Origin of the sequence: Acidovorax sp. NPDC077693 (assembly GCF_044542805.1) — a bacterium.
GTDB lineage: Bacteria > Pseudomonadota > Gammaproteobacteria > Burkholderiales > Burkholderiaceae_C > Acidovorax.
The window spans coordinates 41,471-58,951 of the sequence record NZ_JBITVD010000011.1; the positions used below are offsets into that span (position 1 = coordinate 41,471).

Sequence of the window (17,481 nt, forward strand, 5' to 3'; positions counted from 1 at the left end):
GGGCTCAATCCTTCCGGTCGAAGCCGACGTCCGACAGCCAGTTGGAGCTGGCCTCTTCGCGCGTGCGGCTGTTTTGCGGGTCTGCCGCGTCGTCGGCGCTCAGGGTGTTGAAGTCGTCGTCGTGTTCCGCGGCGTCTTCACCGTCTTCGGCGTCGTCTCCATCGGCGTCTGCAGCCTGCGCGGCGGGGGCCATGCGGGCGTGCAGCAGCGTGTATTCGAGCCCGGCGGCCACCGCCAGAAACCGCGCGCCCTGCGGCTCGCGCAACACGGTTTGCGCCAGGCTCTGCGCCCAGGGTTCCAGCGTGACGGCGTGGGTCAGGCTGTGCCAGTCGGGCAGTTCATCCTGGGGCAGGCCCAGCAGGTGCTCCACCGCCGCCGGTTTTGCAAACCGAAAGCCCTGGTGAAAGGCCACCGCCACCATCTCGGGCGCCAGCTCCATCATCTGCACCAGGAAGGCGATTTCATTGCGCTTTTCGGCCAGGCGCTTGCGCAGCACGTCCTTGCCTTCGGAGTCGGACACCAGATCGTCGAGCTCGGCCTGGTAGGCCGAACGCAGGTCATAGAAGTAGGGAGAAAGTTTCACTGAACGGGCAAAGAGGAAGATGAAGACGAGGACGAAGAGGACGACGAGGAAAGAATGTCGCGGGCGTAGGTCTGCCAGATTTCCTGCGCGGTCTGCAGCGGGTCGTCCAGCAGGTTGCGGCGGCGGTTGTCGTCGTAGGCCTGGCGGGCGGTGTCGTCCGACAGCACCTCGTAGGCCTTTTGCACCGCCTGGAACCGCTGTGCGGCGTCGGGCGCGTCGTTGCGGTCCGGGTGGTAGAACGACGCCTTCTGGCGAAAGGCCTTCTTGATGTCCGCCAGCGACGCGTTGGGCGCGAGCCCGAGCGCTGCGTAGTGGTCTGCGGTCATGAATCAGCCCTCTCCATGTGCGCCGGCCCCTGCGCGGCAGGCAGCCCGCGCCGGGCAGGCGGTGAACGCTGCAGCGCGCTGCTTCACGCGCCCAGGCTCACGAACACGTTCTGCACATCGTCGTTGCCGTCGATGGCCGCCAGGAACGCTTCGACCTCTTCGAGCTGCTCGGCGCTCAGGCTGGCGGGGTTCACCGGGTTCTTGGGCTTGTAGCCCAGCTTGGCCGACAGCACGGTAAAGCCGTGGGCGGGCAAGGCACGGCTCACCAGGTCCAGGTCGGTCGGGTCGGTCCAGAAGGTGGTGGTGCCCTCTTCGTCACCGGCTTCGAAGTCCTGCGCACCGGCCTCGATGGCGGCCAGTTCGGGGTCGGCATCGGCGTTGGCGGGTTCGGCCTCGATCATGCCCACGTGGTTGAAGTCCCACGCCACCGAGCCCGAGGTGCCCAGCTGGCCCTTGCGGAACAGCACGCGCATTTCAGGGGCGGTGCGGTTGACGTTGTCGGTCAGGCATTCGACCATCACGGCGACCTGGTGGGGCGCAAAGCCTTCGTAGATCACGCGCTCGTAGTTGACCGCGTCGGCACCGGTGCCCGAGCCCTTCTTGATGGCGCGCTCGAGCGTGTCCTTGGGCATGGACACCTTGCGGGCCTGCTCGACCACCAGGCGCAGCCGCGAGTTGCTGGCGGGGTCGGCGCCGCCGCGTGCGGCCACGGTGATTTCCTTGACCAGCTTGCCAAACAGCTTGCCCTTGGCATCGGCGACCAACGCCTTGCCCTTTGCCTTCCACTGCGCGCCCATGATGGACCTCTTTTCCTTGGTGTTGGTGTGCGGCGCGCCGGGGCGCCTTGTACGGGCGGCTCTGCGTCAGCGCAGGACACGGGCTGTAAAAAGCCGCCTGCGGTGAACGGAACCGAACCCTATAGGGTACCACTGTGGCCACCGTTGCCCTGGTGCCACGCCGCCAGACCCTGCCCTGCACAAGGAAAGGTAACCTCGCAGAAAGGCAAATAGACAAGCAGGCAGACAGAAAGCAGCGGATGAAAAGTCCATTGCTAGGCACCCCCGCTCTTTACGCGACCAACCCACTTCCCTGGAATGACGGACTCCTGATGCTCAATACCCTGTGGCTGGGCTTTTTTCTGACGGCGGCCGTGGCCGCGCTGGCGCAATGGCTGGTGGGCGGCAACGCGCAGATCTTCGCGGCCATGGTGGAAGCCCTGTTCGCCATGGCAAAGCTGTCGGTCGAGGTGATGGTGCTGCTGTTCGGCACGCTCACGCTATGGCTGGGGTTCCTGCGCATCGCCGAGAAGGCCGGCATCGTCGATGCCCTGGCGCGGTGGCTGGCGCCGCTGTTCGCCAAGCTGATGCCGGGGGTGCCCGGCGGCCACCCGGCCCTGGGCCTGATGACGCTGAACTTTGCCGCCAACGCGCTGGGGCTGGACAACGCCGCCACGCCCATGGGCCTCAAAGCCATGAAGGCGCTGCAGGAGCTGAACCCCGAGCCCGACACCGCCACCAATGCCCAGATCCTGTTTTTGGTGCTCAATGCGTCGTCCCTCACGCTGCTGCCGGTGACCATCTTCATGTACCGCATGCAGCAGGGCGCGCCGGACCCGACGCTGGTGTTCCTGCCCATCCTGCTGGCCACGTCCGCGTCCACGCTGGTGGGGCTGGTCAGCGTGGCGGTGGTGCAGCGGCTGCCGCTGTGGAGCCCGGTGGTGCTGGCCTATTTGCTGCCTGTGGCGCTGCTGCTGGGTGGCTTCATGGCGCTGTTGGCCACGCTCAGCGGCGCGGCGCTGGCGCAACTGTCGTCGCTGCTGGGCAACCTCACGCTGTTTGCGCTCATCGTCGCCTTTGTCGCGATCGGCGCCTGGCGCAAGGTGGCTGTGTACGAGGCTTTCATCGAAGGCGCGCGCGAGGGCTTCGATGTGGCCAAGGGCTTGCTGCCCTACCTGGTGGCCATGCTCTGCGCCGTGGGGGTGTTCCGCGCGTCCGGCGCGCTCGGCTATGTGCTGGACGGCATCCGCTGGTGCGTGACCGCACTGGGAGCAGACACCCGCTTTGTGGACGCCCTGCCCACCGCCCTGGTCAAGCCGTTTTCAGGCAGCGCGGCGCGCGCCATGCTCATCGAGACCATGCAGACGCACGGCGTGGACAGCTTTGCGGCCCTGGCCGCCGCCATCATCCAGGGCAGCACCGAAACCACGTTCTACGTGCTGGCGGTGTACTTCGGGGCCGTGGGCATCCAGCGCGCCCGCCACGCGGTGGGCTGCGCGCTGCTGGCAGAACTGGCCGGGGTGGTGGCGGCCATTGCGGTGTGCTACTGGTTCTTTGGGTGAGTAGTGCCCAAGCCCTGCTCCAAGCAATGCAAATGCCTAGGGGCAATGCCGATATCGCCACCATGCAGCATCAAAACCGGTCCTATCGCCTTTCCAGCAAGCGCTGACAGCTATAAAAAATGTAGCGTTCAACCCAAGGCCGTATCCAGCAGCATCATGATCACAAACCCCACCATCAGCCCGCCCGTAGCCCAGGCCTCGTGCCCCTTGCGGTGGGACTCGGGAATGATCTCGTGGCTGATCACAAAGAGCATGGCACCCGCCGCAAAGCCCAGGCCCCAGGGCAGCAGACTGGCGGAATAGCTGACCACCGCTGCACCCAGCACGGCGCCCACGGGCTCCACCAGGCCCGACGCCATGCCCAGCCCCACCGCCAGCGAACGGCGGTAGCCCGCTGCGAGCAGCGCCACAGCCACCACCAGACCCTCAGGCACATCCTGGATCGCGATGCCCGTGGCCAGGGCGCTCGCGCGCAGTGCATCGCCGCCGGCATAGGCCACGCCGATCGCCAGGCCCTCGGGCAGGTTGTGCAGGCCGATGGCAAAGACGAACAGCCAGGTGCGTCGCAGGGTGCGCGACGCCTGCGCGCCCTCCACCCCCTTGATGAAATGCTCGTGCGGCAGCAACCGCTCCATCAGCAGCAACACCAGCCCCCCCAGCAGGATGGCCGCCCCTACCGTGCCGCCCGCGCCCCAGGCCCCCGCGCCGCCAGCGCGCGCAGCCTGGATGCCCGGAATGATCAGCGAGAACGAACACGCCGCCAGCATCACGCCCGCGCCAAAGCCGAACAGCGTGTCCTGCGTGCGCTCGGACAGCCGCTGCGACAGCATCACCGGCAAGGTGCCCAGCGCCGTGGCCAGCGCCGCAGCCAGCCCGCCCCACAGGGCGCCCAGCACCACAGGCTGGTTGGCAATCCAGGCCCACACCTGGGCGAACGCCGCGACCACACCGAGCAGGACGATGCCCAGCCCGATCCACTGCCGCCAGTGCAAGGCAGCGTCGCTGCGCGCGCCAGGCTCAGCGGGCAGCATCGGTTCATCCGCCGTGTCCGGCGACGTCAGGGAGGTGGGCGGGGTGGGCATGGTGGCTCCTGGGGTCAGTCGGGCTGGATTGATCAGGGGGCGGTACAGAGCGGGTCGATTGCCGGGCTGCGGTGTGGCGTGTACGGCCCGGATGAATCTGTCAGCCCCGGGCCAGCGCGTAGCGGCGCTCGACCTCGGCCCAGTCCACCACGTTGTAGAACGCCGCGATGTATTCGGGGCGGCGGTTTTGGTACTGCAGGTAGTAGGCGTGCTCCCACACATCCAGGCCCAGGATGGGCGTGTGGCCGGACATCAGGCCCGCCATCAACGGGCTGTCTTGGTTGCCCGTGCTTTCGACCACCAGCTGGCCCGCCTTGGTGACCGACAGCCACGCCCAGCCGCTGCCAAACCGTGTGAGTGCCGCCTTGGTGAAAGCGTCCTTGAACGCGTCGAACCCGCCCAGGTCTGCGTCGATGGCGCGCGCCACATCGCCCTGCGGCTGGCCGCCGCCCTGGGGTGACATCACGCGCCAGAACAGGCTGTGGTTGGCGTGCCCGCCGCCATTGTTGCGCACAGGGCCCTGCAGGTTTTCGGGCAACAGCGCCAGCCGTGCCACGAGCTCGTCGATGGGCAGGTCGGCATGTGGCGTGCCCTGCAGCGCCGCGTTCAGGTTGTTGATGTAGGTCTGGTGGTGCTTGGTGTGGTGGATCTCCATCGTGCGGGCATCGATGTGCGGCTCCAGCGCGTCATAGGCGTACGGCAAGGCGGGCAAGGTATGGGGCATGGTGTCCTTGAAAGGCAAAAAAGTTGGGGAAAAAGCGCGGCGAACGTAGTGCAGCGACCGCGAACAGGCACAGCGCGCGAAAGAGGACAGGATTCAGTGGTGCCCTGCCCCACCGGCCGCATGCACCACATGGGCCGACGTCAGGGTCTGCGTGATCAGGGGCTGTGCGCCATGGGCCTGCACATGCCGCAGCAGCGCGGCATGCGTCTCGCGGCTATGGCGCCAGGCGGCCTGCTGCAGGGCCGCGCCATGGCGCGCGTCGGCCATCAGGCTGAGCAACAGGGCGTGGGCACGGCACAGCACCTGGGCGGCGTCCGCCAGCGCTCCGGCCTCTGCCTGCAGGTCGGCCACGTTGAGGTGCGAGACCACGGCGGCAGCAATGCAGTCGTCTTCATGCCCTGCGGGCGGCGTGCGCTCCAGAAGCTGCAGCGACAGGGCCAGCGCCTGGTGCTGGTACGCCATGGCCATGCGCCACTGACCCAGTTGCTGTGCGGACCGCGCGCGCTGCGCGGCATGCTGCCAGCGCGTCAGCGTGGCGGGTTGGTGGGGGGTCGCATCGGGTCGGTGAGGGCGGGGGTGTAAGCCGGTGTCCATGGCAATGCTCCTGGGGGAAGCCTTTTGCGGTGGACGAAGGTGGCGTACTCAGGCATGCAAATGATATGCATTCTCAATTAAAATGTCTAGCGCAGGGATTTGAGAGGCTGGCCGGGCAGTTGCGGTAGCGCCGCATGCGTTGGCGCTGAATTTAGGCGACCTTTGACGCTGGCAAAGCGGACGCTCGGCGTTTGAAATGAGCGGAACTGCTCAGCTTGCCGTGCATGTCCACTTCGTTGAATCCCCAGCCTCAGTCTGAGCGACATTGAGCGGATGTGCTGGACACCACGGAGTACCGGAACTCGGAAGTTATGGAGATGCATGCCGACTCCGGTGAGGAGGGGGCAAACCAAGCCACCACGTCCACCCCATTCTTTGCATCATGAAAAAATTGGGCGACTCTATTCCAGTCCACCACGACGTTATCGTTCGCTCCGCAGAAGATATTGGTGCTGGTATAGCTCTTGCCGGAAGCAACGTAACTGTATTCCACCAGAGGAAACTCGCGTGTGCCTCGACTGACCTTTACGGGGAAGCTGTCAATCCTCGTAAACCGAACCGGTGTACTGAGGTGTGTGCATTTTGTTGTGGGTGCGGGCAGCAAAAGAGGGGCCAAGGACGCCCCAATGATCGCGAATGTGGCGATTCCAAAACAGGTGGTGACGATGCGGCGATTCAATGGGGGCTCCTAGGGACTCTCTGCACGAATCATCGCGCCGTGGGCATCTGCGGTTTCGGGCGGCCTGCGGCGTTGCCAATACTCGCAATAGCTACGGCTATGGCTGCGTTTTGCGCCTTGCACTCCATCCCGATCCGCAGCGCACACTTGGCAGCTCGATTCGTGCAGAGAATCCCTAGGGACCCTCTGCACGAATCATCGCGCCGTGTGCATCTGCGGTCTCGGGCGGCCTGCGGCGTTGCAAATACTCGCAATAGCTACGGCTATTGCTGCGTTTTGCGCCTTGCACTCCATCCCGATCCGCAGCGCACACTTGGCAGCTCGATTCGTGCAGAGAATCCCTGGCGAAGTTTTGAGGAAATACCTGCGGAACTTGCGGCAACATACACAGGTTTTTGGATACCGACTTCTTCTAAAAGACATGCGGATTCAACCGGGGTCGCGACGTCGCACGCCAAGGGCAGATGTACAGGAAGCCAAAACCACCTGCCCCGACTCCCCTGCAACGGGCTACTTTTCTGCGTTGAGATACTTGCACCTGTCAGCTTGGATCGTACGTGTTGATGACCACCTCCGGCCTCTTGCGCAGAACCAGGACCAGTACCACGAATGCACTCAGATAGGTGGCTCCCAGAGCGGCGAGTGCAGCGCCGGATTGGGTGGCATGCCCCAGGGCATGTGCCAGACTCGAGAAGTCCCACAAGGCGTGGAAGAGCATTGCGACCCAGAGGCTGCCAGTCAACCGGCGCAGCAGATAAAGCGCCGTGCCCGCGCAAAACGCCAGTACCACCTGCAGCAGCGCCGCCGCTCCAAGGCCAAAGAACGCGTTGCTGGCGTGCATGAGGCCGAAGAGCGCGCTTGACCAGAACCACACCCAGGCTTCCGATCCAAGGGCATGGCGCAGGCACACCAGCAAGATGCCACGATGGACCATCTCTTCGCAAAAACCCACGAGCAGCATCGCCCCGGCCAACACCAGGGCATGCTGCAGCCCCATCGATGCCCAGTCGGCACCTTGAATGTTCAGCGCAATGAAGGCGCACATGGGCAGCGCCAGCGCGAGCTGATACATGGGCGCGTGCATGCGGGGTTCGCGGGTGGTCTGTGGCCACCATTGCGCCAGCCCGTTGAAAATGCACAGCGCAAGCGCCGCCAGGCCCAACGGCAGGATGACACCCCGCAGCAGGTTTGCCGACGTACCCAGCGACGCATAGTCGATGCCAAAGAATGCCCATGCCGCAGCCACCCAGCCTGCATAGGCGAGGTAGATGCCCAGCCCGATAACCCAGTGAGGTTTGAGACGCACGATGGTGAGACCCTTTGCAAACTCAAAAGCTGGCGACCAAGGCCACCACGCCAAGCACGCACGCACCGGACCACACCAGGAGCCCGAAGCCGATGGCCAATGCAGCCAGCCAGCCGATGCCAAGCTTGACGCGGAACCAGGCGGCTTGAACGCCCAGCATCCACATGCACGCCAGAGCGAACGCAATCGCACCTACCGCTGCCGTGCTGCGCTCGTGCAATTGTGTGGCGATGAGGCCCATCGAAACAACCAACGCAAATGGCGAGGTCAGGTAGCACTGCGCGAAGAAAGGCTGGCGCAAAGTGGTGCGCGACGTGAGTTGCCCGCGCGCTCTCAGCAGCAGCACTGCGGCTGACAGCGGAATCAGACTGAAGAGCAGGCTGCGAAAAAGCAGCAGGTTCTGCGGAGAGTTGAGAATCTGGCGGGCAAGGGGGGCGGCATCCGCTGCTTGCGAGACATGCAATGCCGTGCCCACGGCATTGACCAACAGCAACGTGAGCAACAACAGCAAGGGCGGGCTCACCGCACTGTCATAGGCATCGGGCTTGTTCGCAGTCTCTTCCTGCTCGGCGTACTCCATGGCCTGGAGCGGCCTTGAGACGATTCGCAACAGCGTCTTGGGGTAGAAGAACAGCAGAGCTATCGCCTCGAAGACGAACTCCTCAAGACTTCGCAGCAACTTCATCAGATCCATGGTTTGCTTCGCCCCCAAAGCTTGCAACAACTCACCTGCCCAAGTGACCGAGGGCGATGTACCCGTCTGGCCGATAGTAAGCGTTCAAAGACAAGGCGCAGATGGCAGATGGCAGATGGCAGAAACGCTGCCTGGCAGCCGTCCGCAGCGTCAGGCCCATGGACAGCAGCGCTGCGCACGACACCCCCGCCAGAACTATCACTCGTCGCCCGCCGCTCCCGGCGCCGCCACCAGCTCCCACTCCCCCAGTTGCTCGTTGGTGGCAATCAGCCGCCCCACCAGCAGCTTGATGAACGCCTTGTCAAACCGCGACTGCAGGTCTTCCGATGCGCCCTGCAGCGCGGGGTTGCGCACCTTGAGCACCAGCACCTCGGTCTCTGCCACGGCTGTGGCGGTGCGCATCTTGTCCTCGGGCCGCAGGTAGGTCATCTCGCCCAGGGTGACGCCGGGGCCCAGGGTGCTCAGGGTCCAGCCCTGGCGGCTGACGCTGACCTGGCCTTCGATGAGGATGCAAAACGAGTCGCCGGGCGTGTTCTCGCGCATGAGGACGGTGCCCTGCTCCAGCCGGCGCCAGTGGCCCAGGCGCATCAGCTCCCACAGCGCCACGTCGTGAAAGTCTGCAAAGAAAGGCAGCGCCCGCAGCCGCGCAAAGCGTTCGGCCTCGGTGTCCTGCGACTTCTGGCGGGGCAGGCCCTGGTGGGCGGCCAGCAGGGCCTGGGCAAAGTCCTGCCAGGTGGCAAAGCGGTCGGCCGTGTTCTTGGCCAGGGCGCGTAGCAGCACGTCGTCGACATGGCTGGGCAGCGAGGCGCGCAGCAAGCTGGGCGGGGTGGGCGCTTCGTTGCTGATCTTGTAGAGCGTGGCGAAGTCGGTGTCGCCGTCGAACGGGCGGCGGCCGGTGAGCAGCTCGTACACCACCACGGCCAGCGAGAACATGTCGCTGTGGTGGGTCAGGTCCTGCTCGCGCACCTGCTCGGGCGACATGTACGACGGCGAGCCCACCAGGCCCGACAGTTGGGTGGCATCGCTGCGCAGCGACAGGGCGGCGCCGAAGTCGGTGAGCTTGATGTCGCCGCCCTGCGCCAGCATGAGGTTGGCGGGCTTGATGTCCCGGTGCACCAGGCCTTCGCGGTAGGCGTATTCGAGCGCGTTGCAGCACTTGAAGGCGATGTCCAGCACCTGGGGCACGGGCAGCAGTGCGTCTGGCGTGGAGTAGGCCGACAGAGGTTGGCCGTCGACGTATTCGAGCACCAGGTACGGCGGCACGGCTTCTTCATCCGCGTCGAGCAGGCGCACGATGTTGGGGTGGCGCAGCCGGCCCGACAGCGCGGCCTCGTTGCGCAGCAGCTTGCGGTAGCGCTCGGCCTGCTCGGGTTGCTTCAGCAGATGCGCGTGGGTCTGCTTGATGGCCACCTTGCGGCCCCGAAACCCGTCCAGCCCCAGAAACACGATGCCGCTGGCGCCCCGGCCCAGCTCGCGCTCGATACGGTACTTGCCGATGTTGGCGGGCGGTGCAGAGGTGGCGGTGGCCATGGTGTGGATGGGGCGGTGGGGGCAGCCGGGGTGGACTTCGCTGTAGGCCCGTCAGAGCCCCGCCAGCGCCTGCTCGAAGTCCGCGAGCAGGTCCTCGACTTCCTCCAGACCTACCGACAAGCGGATCATGCTGTCGGCAATGCCCATGGCGGCGCGCACCTGGGGGCCCGCCTCCCAGAAGATGGTGTGGGCGACCGGGATGATGAGCGTGCGCGTGTCTGCCAGGCCCGTGGCCTTGATGGGCAGCTGCAGGCGGTTGCACACGGGCAGGCAGTGGTCGGGGTTGCGCAGCTCGAACGACAGCAGCCACGAGCCGGCCTTGAGGTGCTTTTGCGCAAAAGCGTACTGGGGGTGCGAAGGCAGTCCAGGGTACAGCACGCGCGAAACGGCGGGGTGCTGCTCCAGCCATTGGGCCAGCGCCAGCGCCGTGGCGCTGGTGCGGTCCATGCGCAGCGACAGCGTCTCGGCGCCCAGCGCGATCTGGTGCGCGGCGTGGGACGACAGCGTGCCGCCCATGTCGCGCAGGCCCTTCTTGCGCACCTGCTGCAGGCCCCAGCCCTTGGCGTCTCCCTTGCGGTAGGGCGCGAAGATGTTGGGGTACGTGCTCCAGTCGAACAAGCCGGTGTCGGTGACCGCGCCGCCCAGCGCCGCGCCCTGACCGCCGATGCTTTTGGTGAGCGAGTTGAGCACCAGGCCCGCGCCCACCGTGGACGCACGGAACAGGTAGGGCGACGCCACGGTGTTGTCCACCACGTACAGCAGCCCGCGCTCGCGGCAGACGGTGCCGACACCTTCAAGATCCGGGATCTGCGTGCCGGGGTTGGCGATGGTCTCGACAAACACCATGCGGGTGTTGGGCCGCACCGCAGCCGCCACGTTGGCGGCGTCGGTCACGTCCACCAGGGTCACCTCGATGCCCAGGTCAGCCAGCGTGCCGAACACGCTGTTGGTATTGCCAAACACGAACTGGCTGGCCACGAGGTGGTCGCCCGCCTTCAGCAGCGTGAGAAAGATGGCGCAGATGCCCGCCATGCCCGTGGCGAACACGATGGTGCCCTGCCCTTTTTCCATCTGCGTGATCTTGGCCTCCAGCGCCGCCGTGGTGGGCGTGCCCTGCCGCGCGTAATTGAAGCCGCCCTTGGCGGTGCCCTGGAACACGGCGATCAGGTCCTCGACCTGGTCGTAGCCGTACTGCACCGAGGTGTGGATCGCCTTGTGAATGGCCCCATGCTCCGCGCCGCCCTGGCGGTCGGCGTGGAGGATCTCGGTCGTGAAATGGTTGGTCTGCGGTGTCGTCATAAAAAGTAAGCGGATTGCTGGGTCAGCTATCGTCACAAGCTCTGAAACTGGCGCGCCCTTAACGCCAGTGCACCCGTGGAACTGGCTTCGCCAGGCCACCGGGTGCGTCCCCCCTCAGGGGGGAAGGCGCGCAGCGCCTCAGGGGGGGCTACCGTTCAGGCGCGATGTGCTCCGCGTAATCGTACAGGGCCCCCAGGATGTCCTGTGTGCGGTCGTCTTCAGCGGTCTCCGACAGCGTGTCGATTTCGGTGAACAGCTGCTCCACCGTGCGCGCCCCGCCCTGCCCGTCGAACAAGCAGGCTGCGCGGTGCGCCTCCCACTGCTGCGCTTCTTCAGGCGACAGCGTAGCGGGGAAGTTGCGCGCCCGGTAGCGCCACAGCAGCTCGGCCAGGCGCGGGTCGTCGAACGCGGCGCGGGAGCGGGCCAGCTTCTCGCCGCTCATGGTGCGCAACTCGTTGAGCAGACGGCGGTCGTTGTTGCCCACAAAACCGCCGTACAGGTCCTGGTCCACATCGGGCGTGGCCTCGGGCGGGCGGGCAAACACGGCCGGCCAGATGCCGCTCATGTCGGGCAGGCTGCGCGCCACGTCGGCATGCTGCGCGGCCTGCTCCATGTCGATGCCCCAGCGCTGCGCCAGCGCGGGCGTGAGGGTGTTCACGTTGCCCACCACCATGGGCGACTTGTTGAGGTGGATGGTCTTGACCGGCAGGCGCGTGACGCCCTCGGGCAGTGCGTCGGCCTTGCTGAACATGCGCAGGCGGATCTCGTCGACACCCATGGTGGCCAGGGGTGTCGGGTCCTGCGACAGGTCCCAGGCGATGAGTTCGTTCTTGTTGGTGGGGTGGCTGGCCAGCGGCCACATCACGCCCAGGCAGCCCCGGTCCACCGGGAACATGCCCGAGACGTGCAGGAAAGGCCGCGCCGTGACGCTGGTGGCCGGCAGGCGCAGTTCCGTCGCCACGCGGTCCTTCTTGTGCAGCGACAGCGCAAAGTCGAAGAGCTTGGTGTTGTGCTGGCGGATGAGGCGCGCCAGCGCAATGGTGGCGCGCACGTCCGACAGGGCATCGTGCGCGGCCTCGTGCAGCAGGCCGTTGGCTTTAGAGAGGTGCTCCAGCTTGAAGCTGGGGGCGCCGTCTTCCTTTTTGGGCCAGGTGATGCCGTCGGGCCGCAGCGCATAGGTCATGCGGACCACGTCCAGCAGGTCCCAGCGGCCGCACTGGTTCTGCCACTCGCGGGCATACGGATCGATGAGGTTGCGCCAGAACATGAAGCGCGTGATCTCGTCGTCGAAGCGGATGGTGTTGTAGCCGACGCCGATGGTGCCAGGCTGCGCCAGCTCGGCCTCGATGCGAGCGGCGAACTGGTGTTCGGGCACGCCCTGCTCCAGGCACTGCTGGGGCGTGATGCCGGTGATCAGGCACGACTGCGGGTCGGGCAGGTAGTCGTTGGCCGGCTGGCAGAAGATGTTCAGGGGCTCGCCGATCTCGTTGAGATCGGCGTCGGTGCGGATGGCCGCGAACTGCGCGGGCCGGTCGCGCCGCGTGTTGGCGCCGAAGGTTTCGTAGTCGTGCCAGAGAAAGGTGTGTGAAGCCATGGACGGAGGACGAGGACGGTGGGCTTGTCGGTGACAGTGAACGTGAACGGGCGGCGGACGACGGGCCCGCCACGGTGCGCCAAATGTAACCCCATTTTGAAGCGATTTGGGCCCCTACCGCTTGCCGTTCAAGCGCTGGCAGCTATCAAAACCATAGTAAACCGCCTTTCTCATCCCGCCTGCCGACGCCATGCTGCTGACGCAGCGTCTTCACGCAGTGATACACCTGCAGTGCAACAAACGCCCGGCAGGGGCGGGACAATGGCGCATGACCCGTAACACGCTTGTTTCCACCGACTCCACCCGCCGCCCCAAGGCAACGCCTGCAGCGCTCGTGACGCTGGCCACCGCGCTGGCTTTGGCAGGCTGCGCTGCCCCCGCCAATGGCAGCGGCCCTGCCCAGGCGTCCAACCGGGCCCCCGCCCCCGCCCCCGCCCCAGCCCCAGCGACCGCAGCCACACCCGCCGCCGCGCTCCCCAGCCCGCCGCAGCCCGGCGCCTTACCGCTTGCGCCGACGGCTGCCCAGGCTGCTGCCCTGGCCACGGGCTCGGACGCGGACCACATCGCAGGCTTCGCCGTGTGGAACAGCGCCTTTCAGTCGCAGGCCTTGCAGGCCGGCATACGCCCCGACACGGTGCGCAATGTGCTGGCCACGGCACAGTGGCAACCCCGTGTGGTGGAGCTGGACCGCGCCCAGCCCGAGTTCACACGCACACCGTGGGCGTACCTCGACAGCGCGGTGTCGCCGCAGCGCGTGGCGCAGGGCCAGGCCAAGCTGGCCGAGCATTCCGCAGCGCTGCAGGCGGCGTCCGCACGCTACGGCGTGCCGGCGACGGTGATTACCGCCATCTGGGGCATGGAGAGCAACTACGGCAGCAACTTCGGCACCTTCCGCACCGTGGATGCGCTGGCCACGCTGGCCTACGAGGGGCGGCGCCGCGCCTGGGCGCAAAACGAGCTGCTGGCCGCCCTGCGCATCATCGACCAGGGCGACATCGCTGCCGACCGCATGATCGGATCGTGGGCGGGCGCCATGGGGCACACGCAATTCCTGCCCTCGGTGTTCTTGCGCCATGCCGTCGATGCCGATGGCGACGGCCACCGCGACATCTGGGGCAGCGTGCCGGACGTGGCTGCGTCCACCGCGGCATTCCTGGCCGGCGAAGGCTGGCGGCGCGGCGAGAGCTGGGGCACCGAAGTCCAGCTGCCCGCGGGTTTTGACCATGCACGCACGGAGCTCAGCGTGCGCCAGAGCGCGGTGCAGTGGGCGGCCGAAGGCGTGCAGACCATGGACGGGCGCCCATTGCCGGCATTGGAGGCTGCCTCCATCCTGGCACCGGCCGGTGCCCGGGGCCCAGCGTTTTTGGTGGGCCACAATTTCCGCACGCTGCTGCGCTACAACAACGCGGTGACGTACGCACTGGGCGTGGCCCAGCTGTCTCAGCAGATCGACGGCGGCGCGCCCATCATCGCCGCCTGGCCGCGTGACCTGCCCGCCCTGTCGCGGGACCAGGTGCTGGCGCTGCAAGTGGCACTCAACGAACGGGGGTTCGACACCGGAACGCCAGACGGCGTGCTGGGACCGGCCACCCGGGCGGGACTGCGCCGCTATCAGCAAAGCGAAGGGCTGGTGGCAGACGGCTACGCCACCGCCGACCTGCTCGCGCGCCTGCGGGGCGCGGCGACCCCAGCAGCGCCAGGCACAGCGCCCACTGCCGCGCCCGCGCGATAACGCAAGGAAGGGCGCGGCGGCAGCACACCACCGCTGCGCCCGCCCTGCGGGCGCTTCAGAGCCCCGTGCTGCGCTTGACCGCGTCGGAGTGCAGCGATTCGCTGAACTGGTCCACGATCATCGCCCAGGGCGCATCGGCCTTGAGTTGCTCGACCAGGAACTGGCGCTGCGAATCGCTCCAGTACGGCGCATCGCCCAGCGCTACTTCGGTGGGGAGCTGATGGCCTTTGATGAAGTCGGCGATCCCCTGCTCGCTTTCATCCAGGCCCAGTTGCAGGAAGAGATTGGTCATGGTGGGTTCGGTGGTGATCATGGGCAGGACTCCTTGTTGTGAATGACGAAACGATGCCAGCGCATGGTCCTTCGGGGGGCCGCTGCGCTGTGTGGAGTGAACATAGCAGCTTGCACGCGGTCTGAAAGGACGCGCAGACCTGCGGATGGCCGTTTCCTGCAAGTCGCGCCATTGCCGCAGGCGCACTGCACGAAAAGCCCGTCATTCAGTAGCGCCGGCCGCTGACAGACGCAGGCTTGCGCCCCAGAACAACACCCAAACACCGTGGCACCAAGACCACGAAGCACCAGCCCAAAGCAAAAAAGCCAACCATCGTGACGATGGCTGGCTTTTTGATGGCGTGGGTCGGGTGACCGCTCCCAGCGCCGCAGACACTGCACCGGCTGCATAACCCGGTGCATTCCGGTTACGCCGGGTCAGGCGATGAAGCCAATACCTGGTCGCCGATCAATCGGCAGTGGCCTCTTCCGGCTCGGCGGGCTCCGACTTGGCGGCACGCTCTTTCTTGGAGGCCGGCTGGATGTCCAGCAGGACCTCGGGGGTTTCCACACCCTTGTCGTCGGTCTTGACCTCGATGTCGACCGTCAGGCGGCCGCCGTCGGTGAGGCGGCCGAACAGCAGTTCGTCGGCCAGCGCGCGGCGGATGGTGTCCTGGATCAGGCGCTGCATCGGGCGGGCGCCCATCAGCGGATCGAAGCCCTTCTTGGCCAGGTGCTTGCGCAGCGTGTCGGTGAAGGTGACTTCCACCTTCTTCTCGGCCAGTTGCGTCTCCAGCTGCAGCAGGAACTTGTCCACCACGCGCAGGATGATCTGCTCGTCGAGCGCCTTGAAGTTGACGATGGCATCCAGCCGGTTGCGGAACTCGGGCGTGAACAGGCGCTTGATGTCGCCCATTTCGTCGCCCGCCTGCCGCGGGTTGGTAAAGCCAATGGTCGCCTTGTTCATGGTCTCGGCGCCAGCGTTCGTGGTCATGATGATGAGCACGTTGCGGAAGTCGGCCTTGCGGCCGTTGTTGTCCGTCAGCGTGCCATGGTCCATGACCTGCAGCAGCACGTTGAAGATGTCCGGGTGTGCCTTCTCGATTTCGTCGAGCAGCAGCACCGCGTGCGGCTTCTTGGTGATGGCTTCGGTCAGCAGGCCACCCTGGTCGAACCCGACGTAGCCCGGAGGCGCGCCGATCAGGCGGCTCACGGCATGGCGCTCCATGTACTCCGACATGTCGAAGCGGATCAGCTCGATGCCCATGATGTAGGCCAGCTGCTTGGCCGCTTCGGTCTTGCCGACGCCCGTGGGGCCGCTGAACAGGAACGAGCCGATCGGCTTGTCGCCCTTGCCCAGGCCCGAGCGCGCCATCTTGACCGACGACGCCAGCACTTCGAGTGCCTTGTCCTGGCCGAACACCACGCTCTTCAAGTCGCGCTCCAGCGTCTGCAGCTTGCCGCGGTCGTCGTTGGAGACATTGGCCGGCGGAATGCGCGCGATCTTGGCCACGATCTCTTCGATCTCGGCCTTGCCGATGGTCTTCTTGCGCTTGCTGGGCACCATGATGCGCTGGGCAGCACCGGCTTCATCGATGACGTCGATCGCCTTGTCGGGCAGATGGCGGTCGTTGATGTACTTGGCGCTCAGCTCGGCCGCGGCTTGCAGGGCGGCCGCAGCGTACTTCACGCTGTGGTGCTCTTCGAAGCGGGACTTCAGGCCCTTCAAGATGTCGATGGTTTCCTGCACCGTGGGCTCGACCACGTCCACCTTCTGGAAGCGGCGCGACAGCGCGGCGTCTTTTTCGAAGATGCCACGGTACTCCGTGAAGGTGGTCGCGCCGATGCACTTGAGCTGGCCGCTGGACAGCGCCGGCTTGAGCAGGTTGGATGCATCGAGGGTGCCGCCCGAGGCTGCGCCCGCACCGATCAGGGTGTGGATCTCGTCGATGAACAGGATCGCGTTGGGCTTGTCCTTGAGCGACTTGAGCACGCCCTTGAGCCGCTGCTCGAAATCACCGCGGTACTTGGTGCCCGCGAGCAGCGCGCCCATGTCGAGCGAATACACCACGGCCTCGGCCAGGATTTCCGGCACGTCGTTTTGCGTGATGCGCCAGGCCAGGCCCTCGGCGATGGCCGTTTTGCCCACGCCGGCTTCGCCCACCAGCAGCGGGTTGTTCTTGCGGCGGCGGCACAGGATCTGGATCGTGCGCTCGACTTCGTAGTGGCGGCCGATCAGCGGATCGATCTTGCCGTCCTTGGCTGCCTGGTTCAGGTTCTGGGTGAACTGCTCCAGTGGCGACGCCTTTTCGCTGCGCTCGCCGCCACCGCCCTCTTCGCCCTCGGCCTGGTTCTCGGCCTTGGCGGGTTCTGGCGGCTCGCCCTTCTTGATGCCGTGGGCGATGAAGTTCACCACGTCCAGGCGCGTCACGCCCTGCTGGTGCAGGTAGTACACGGCATGCGAATCCTTTTCGCCGAAGATGGCCACGAGCACGTTCGCGCCCGTGACTTCCTTCTTGCCATTGCCCGTGGACTGCACGTGCATGATGGCGCGCTGGATCACACGCTGGAAGCCCAGGGTCGGCTGGGTGTCCACCTCGTCGGTGCCGGCGACCTGGGGCGTGTTGTCTTTGATAAAGTTCGACAGCGATGAACGCAGATCATCGATGTTGGCCGAACATGCGCGCAGCACCTCCGCTGCGCTGGGGTTATCGAGCAATGCAAGCAACA

General features: G+C 66.0%; 15 protein-coding genes. 2 read left to right on the forward strand and 13 right to left on the reverse strand.

Translation table 11 applies throughout. The features are described from left to right. Window positions 1-4: 4 nt before the first annotated feature. The 3 genes from ACIGHN_RS16505 to ACIGHN_RS16515 form a co-directional block, all read right to left on the reverse strand. Window positions 5-583 carry a hypothetical protein gene (locus tag ACIGHN_RS16505; protein WP_056419807.1) on the reverse strand — a complete coding sequence of 193 codons (579 nt, stop codon included), beginning with the start codon at window positions 581-583 and terminating at the stop codon, window positions 5-7. Further along, window positions 580-909 (reverse strand): J domain-containing protein, encoded by a 330-nt coding sequence (locus ACIGHN_RS16510; RefSeq protein WP_056419803.1) that lies wholly within the window; start codon window positions 907-909, stop codon window positions 580-582. The genes ACIGHN_RS16505 and ACIGHN_RS16510 overlap by 4 nt, the downstream gene beginning before the upstream one ends. Window positions 910-992: 83 nt before the next feature. Then, entirely contained in the window at window positions 993-1,706 is a 714-nt protein-coding gene (locus tag ACIGHN_RS16515) for a YebC/PmpR family DNA-binding transcriptional regulator (RefSeq protein ID WP_056419800.1), read from the reverse strand. Between the two features lie 311 nt (window positions 1,707-2,017). On the opposite strand from ACIGHN_RS16515, the gene ACIGHN_RS16520 reads away from it, so the two are divergent. Next, window positions 2,018-3,247: a nucleoside recognition domain-containing protein gene (locus ACIGHN_RS16520; RefSeq protein ID WP_396505215.1), complete on the forward strand. Its 1,230-nt coding sequence runs from the start codon at window positions 2,018-2,020 to the stop codon at window positions 3,245-3,247. Between the two features lie 128 nt (window positions 3,248-3,375). On the opposite strand, the gene ACIGHN_RS16525 is transcribed toward ACIGHN_RS16520, so the two are convergent. The 8 genes from ACIGHN_RS16525 to sbcB form a co-directional block, all read right to left on the reverse strand. Continuing rightward, a complete protein-coding gene (locus tag ACIGHN_RS16525; protein ID WP_396505346.1) occupies window positions 3,376-4,278 on the reverse strand; it encodes a ZIP family metal transporter in 903 nt (300 codons plus the stop codon). A 151-nt stretch (window positions 4,279-4,429) separates the two neighbouring features. Next, window positions 4,430-5,053: a superoxide dismutase gene (locus ACIGHN_RS16530; RefSeq protein WP_396505216.1), complete on the reverse strand. Its 624-nt coding sequence runs from the start codon at window positions 5,051-5,053 to the stop codon at window positions 4,430-4,432. A gap of 93 nt (window positions 5,054-5,146) precedes the next feature. After that, window positions 5,147-5,647, reverse strand: coding sequence for a hypothetical protein (locus ACIGHN_RS16535; RefSeq protein WP_396505217.1), 501 nt, complete (start codon window positions 5,645-5,647; stop codon window positions 5,147-5,149). Between the two features lie 1,220 nt (window positions 5,648-6,867). Further along, window positions 6,868-7,632, reverse strand: coding sequence for a lysostaphin resistance A-like protein (locus tag ACIGHN_RS16540; protein ID WP_396505218.1), 765 nt, complete (start codon window positions 7,630-7,632; stop codon window positions 6,868-6,870). A gap of 22 nt (window positions 7,633-7,654) precedes the next feature. Further along, window positions 7,655-8,326, reverse strand: a complete 672-nt coding sequence (locus tag ACIGHN_RS16545) for a permease (protein WP_156370496.1) — start codon at window positions 8,324-8,326, stop codon at window positions 7,655-7,657. Between the two features lie 198 nt (window positions 8,327-8,524). Further along, window positions 8,525-9,856 carry a protein kinase gene (locus tag ACIGHN_RS16550; RefSeq protein ID WP_396505219.1) on the reverse strand — a complete coding sequence of 444 codons (1,332 nt, stop codon included), beginning with the start codon at window positions 9,854-9,856 and terminating at the stop codon, window positions 8,525-8,527. 51 nt (window positions 9,857-9,907) lie between these two features. After that, on the reverse strand, window positions 9,908-11,155 hold the full coding sequence (locus ACIGHN_RS16555) for a cystathionine gamma-synthase family protein (RefSeq protein WP_396505220.1): 1,248 nt from the start codon (window positions 11,153-11,155) through the stop codon (window positions 9,908-9,910). A 148-nt stretch (window positions 11,156-11,303) separates the two neighbouring features. Further along, entirely contained in the window at window positions 11,304-12,749 is a 1,446-nt protein-coding gene (gene sbcB / locus ACIGHN_RS16560) for an exodeoxyribonuclease I (protein WP_396505221.1), read from the reverse strand. A 268-nt stretch (window positions 12,750-13,017) separates the two neighbouring features. On the opposite strand from sbcB, the gene ACIGHN_RS16565 reads away from it, so the two are divergent. Further along, window positions 13,018-14,481, forward strand: coding sequence for a lytic murein transglycosylase (locus tag ACIGHN_RS16565; RefSeq protein WP_396505222.1), 1,464 nt, complete (start codon window positions 13,018-13,020; stop codon window positions 14,479-14,481). 55 nt (window positions 14,482-14,536) lie between these two features. On the opposite strand, the gene ACIGHN_RS16570 is transcribed toward ACIGHN_RS16565, so the two are convergent. Both ACIGHN_RS16570 and clpA read right to left on the reverse strand, forming a co-directional pair. Continuing rightward, window positions 14,537-14,794 (reverse strand): DUF2789 domain-containing protein, encoded by a 258-nt coding sequence (locus ACIGHN_RS16570; protein WP_056419783.1) that lies wholly within the window; start codon window positions 14,792-14,794, stop codon window positions 14,537-14,539. 426 nt (window positions 14,795-15,220) lie between these two features. Continuing rightward, on the reverse strand, window positions 15,221-17,481 hold a 2,261-nt coding region (gene clpA, locus ACIGHN_RS16575), incomplete at its 5' end, for an ATP-dependent Clp protease ATP-binding subunit ClpA (protein WP_396505223.1).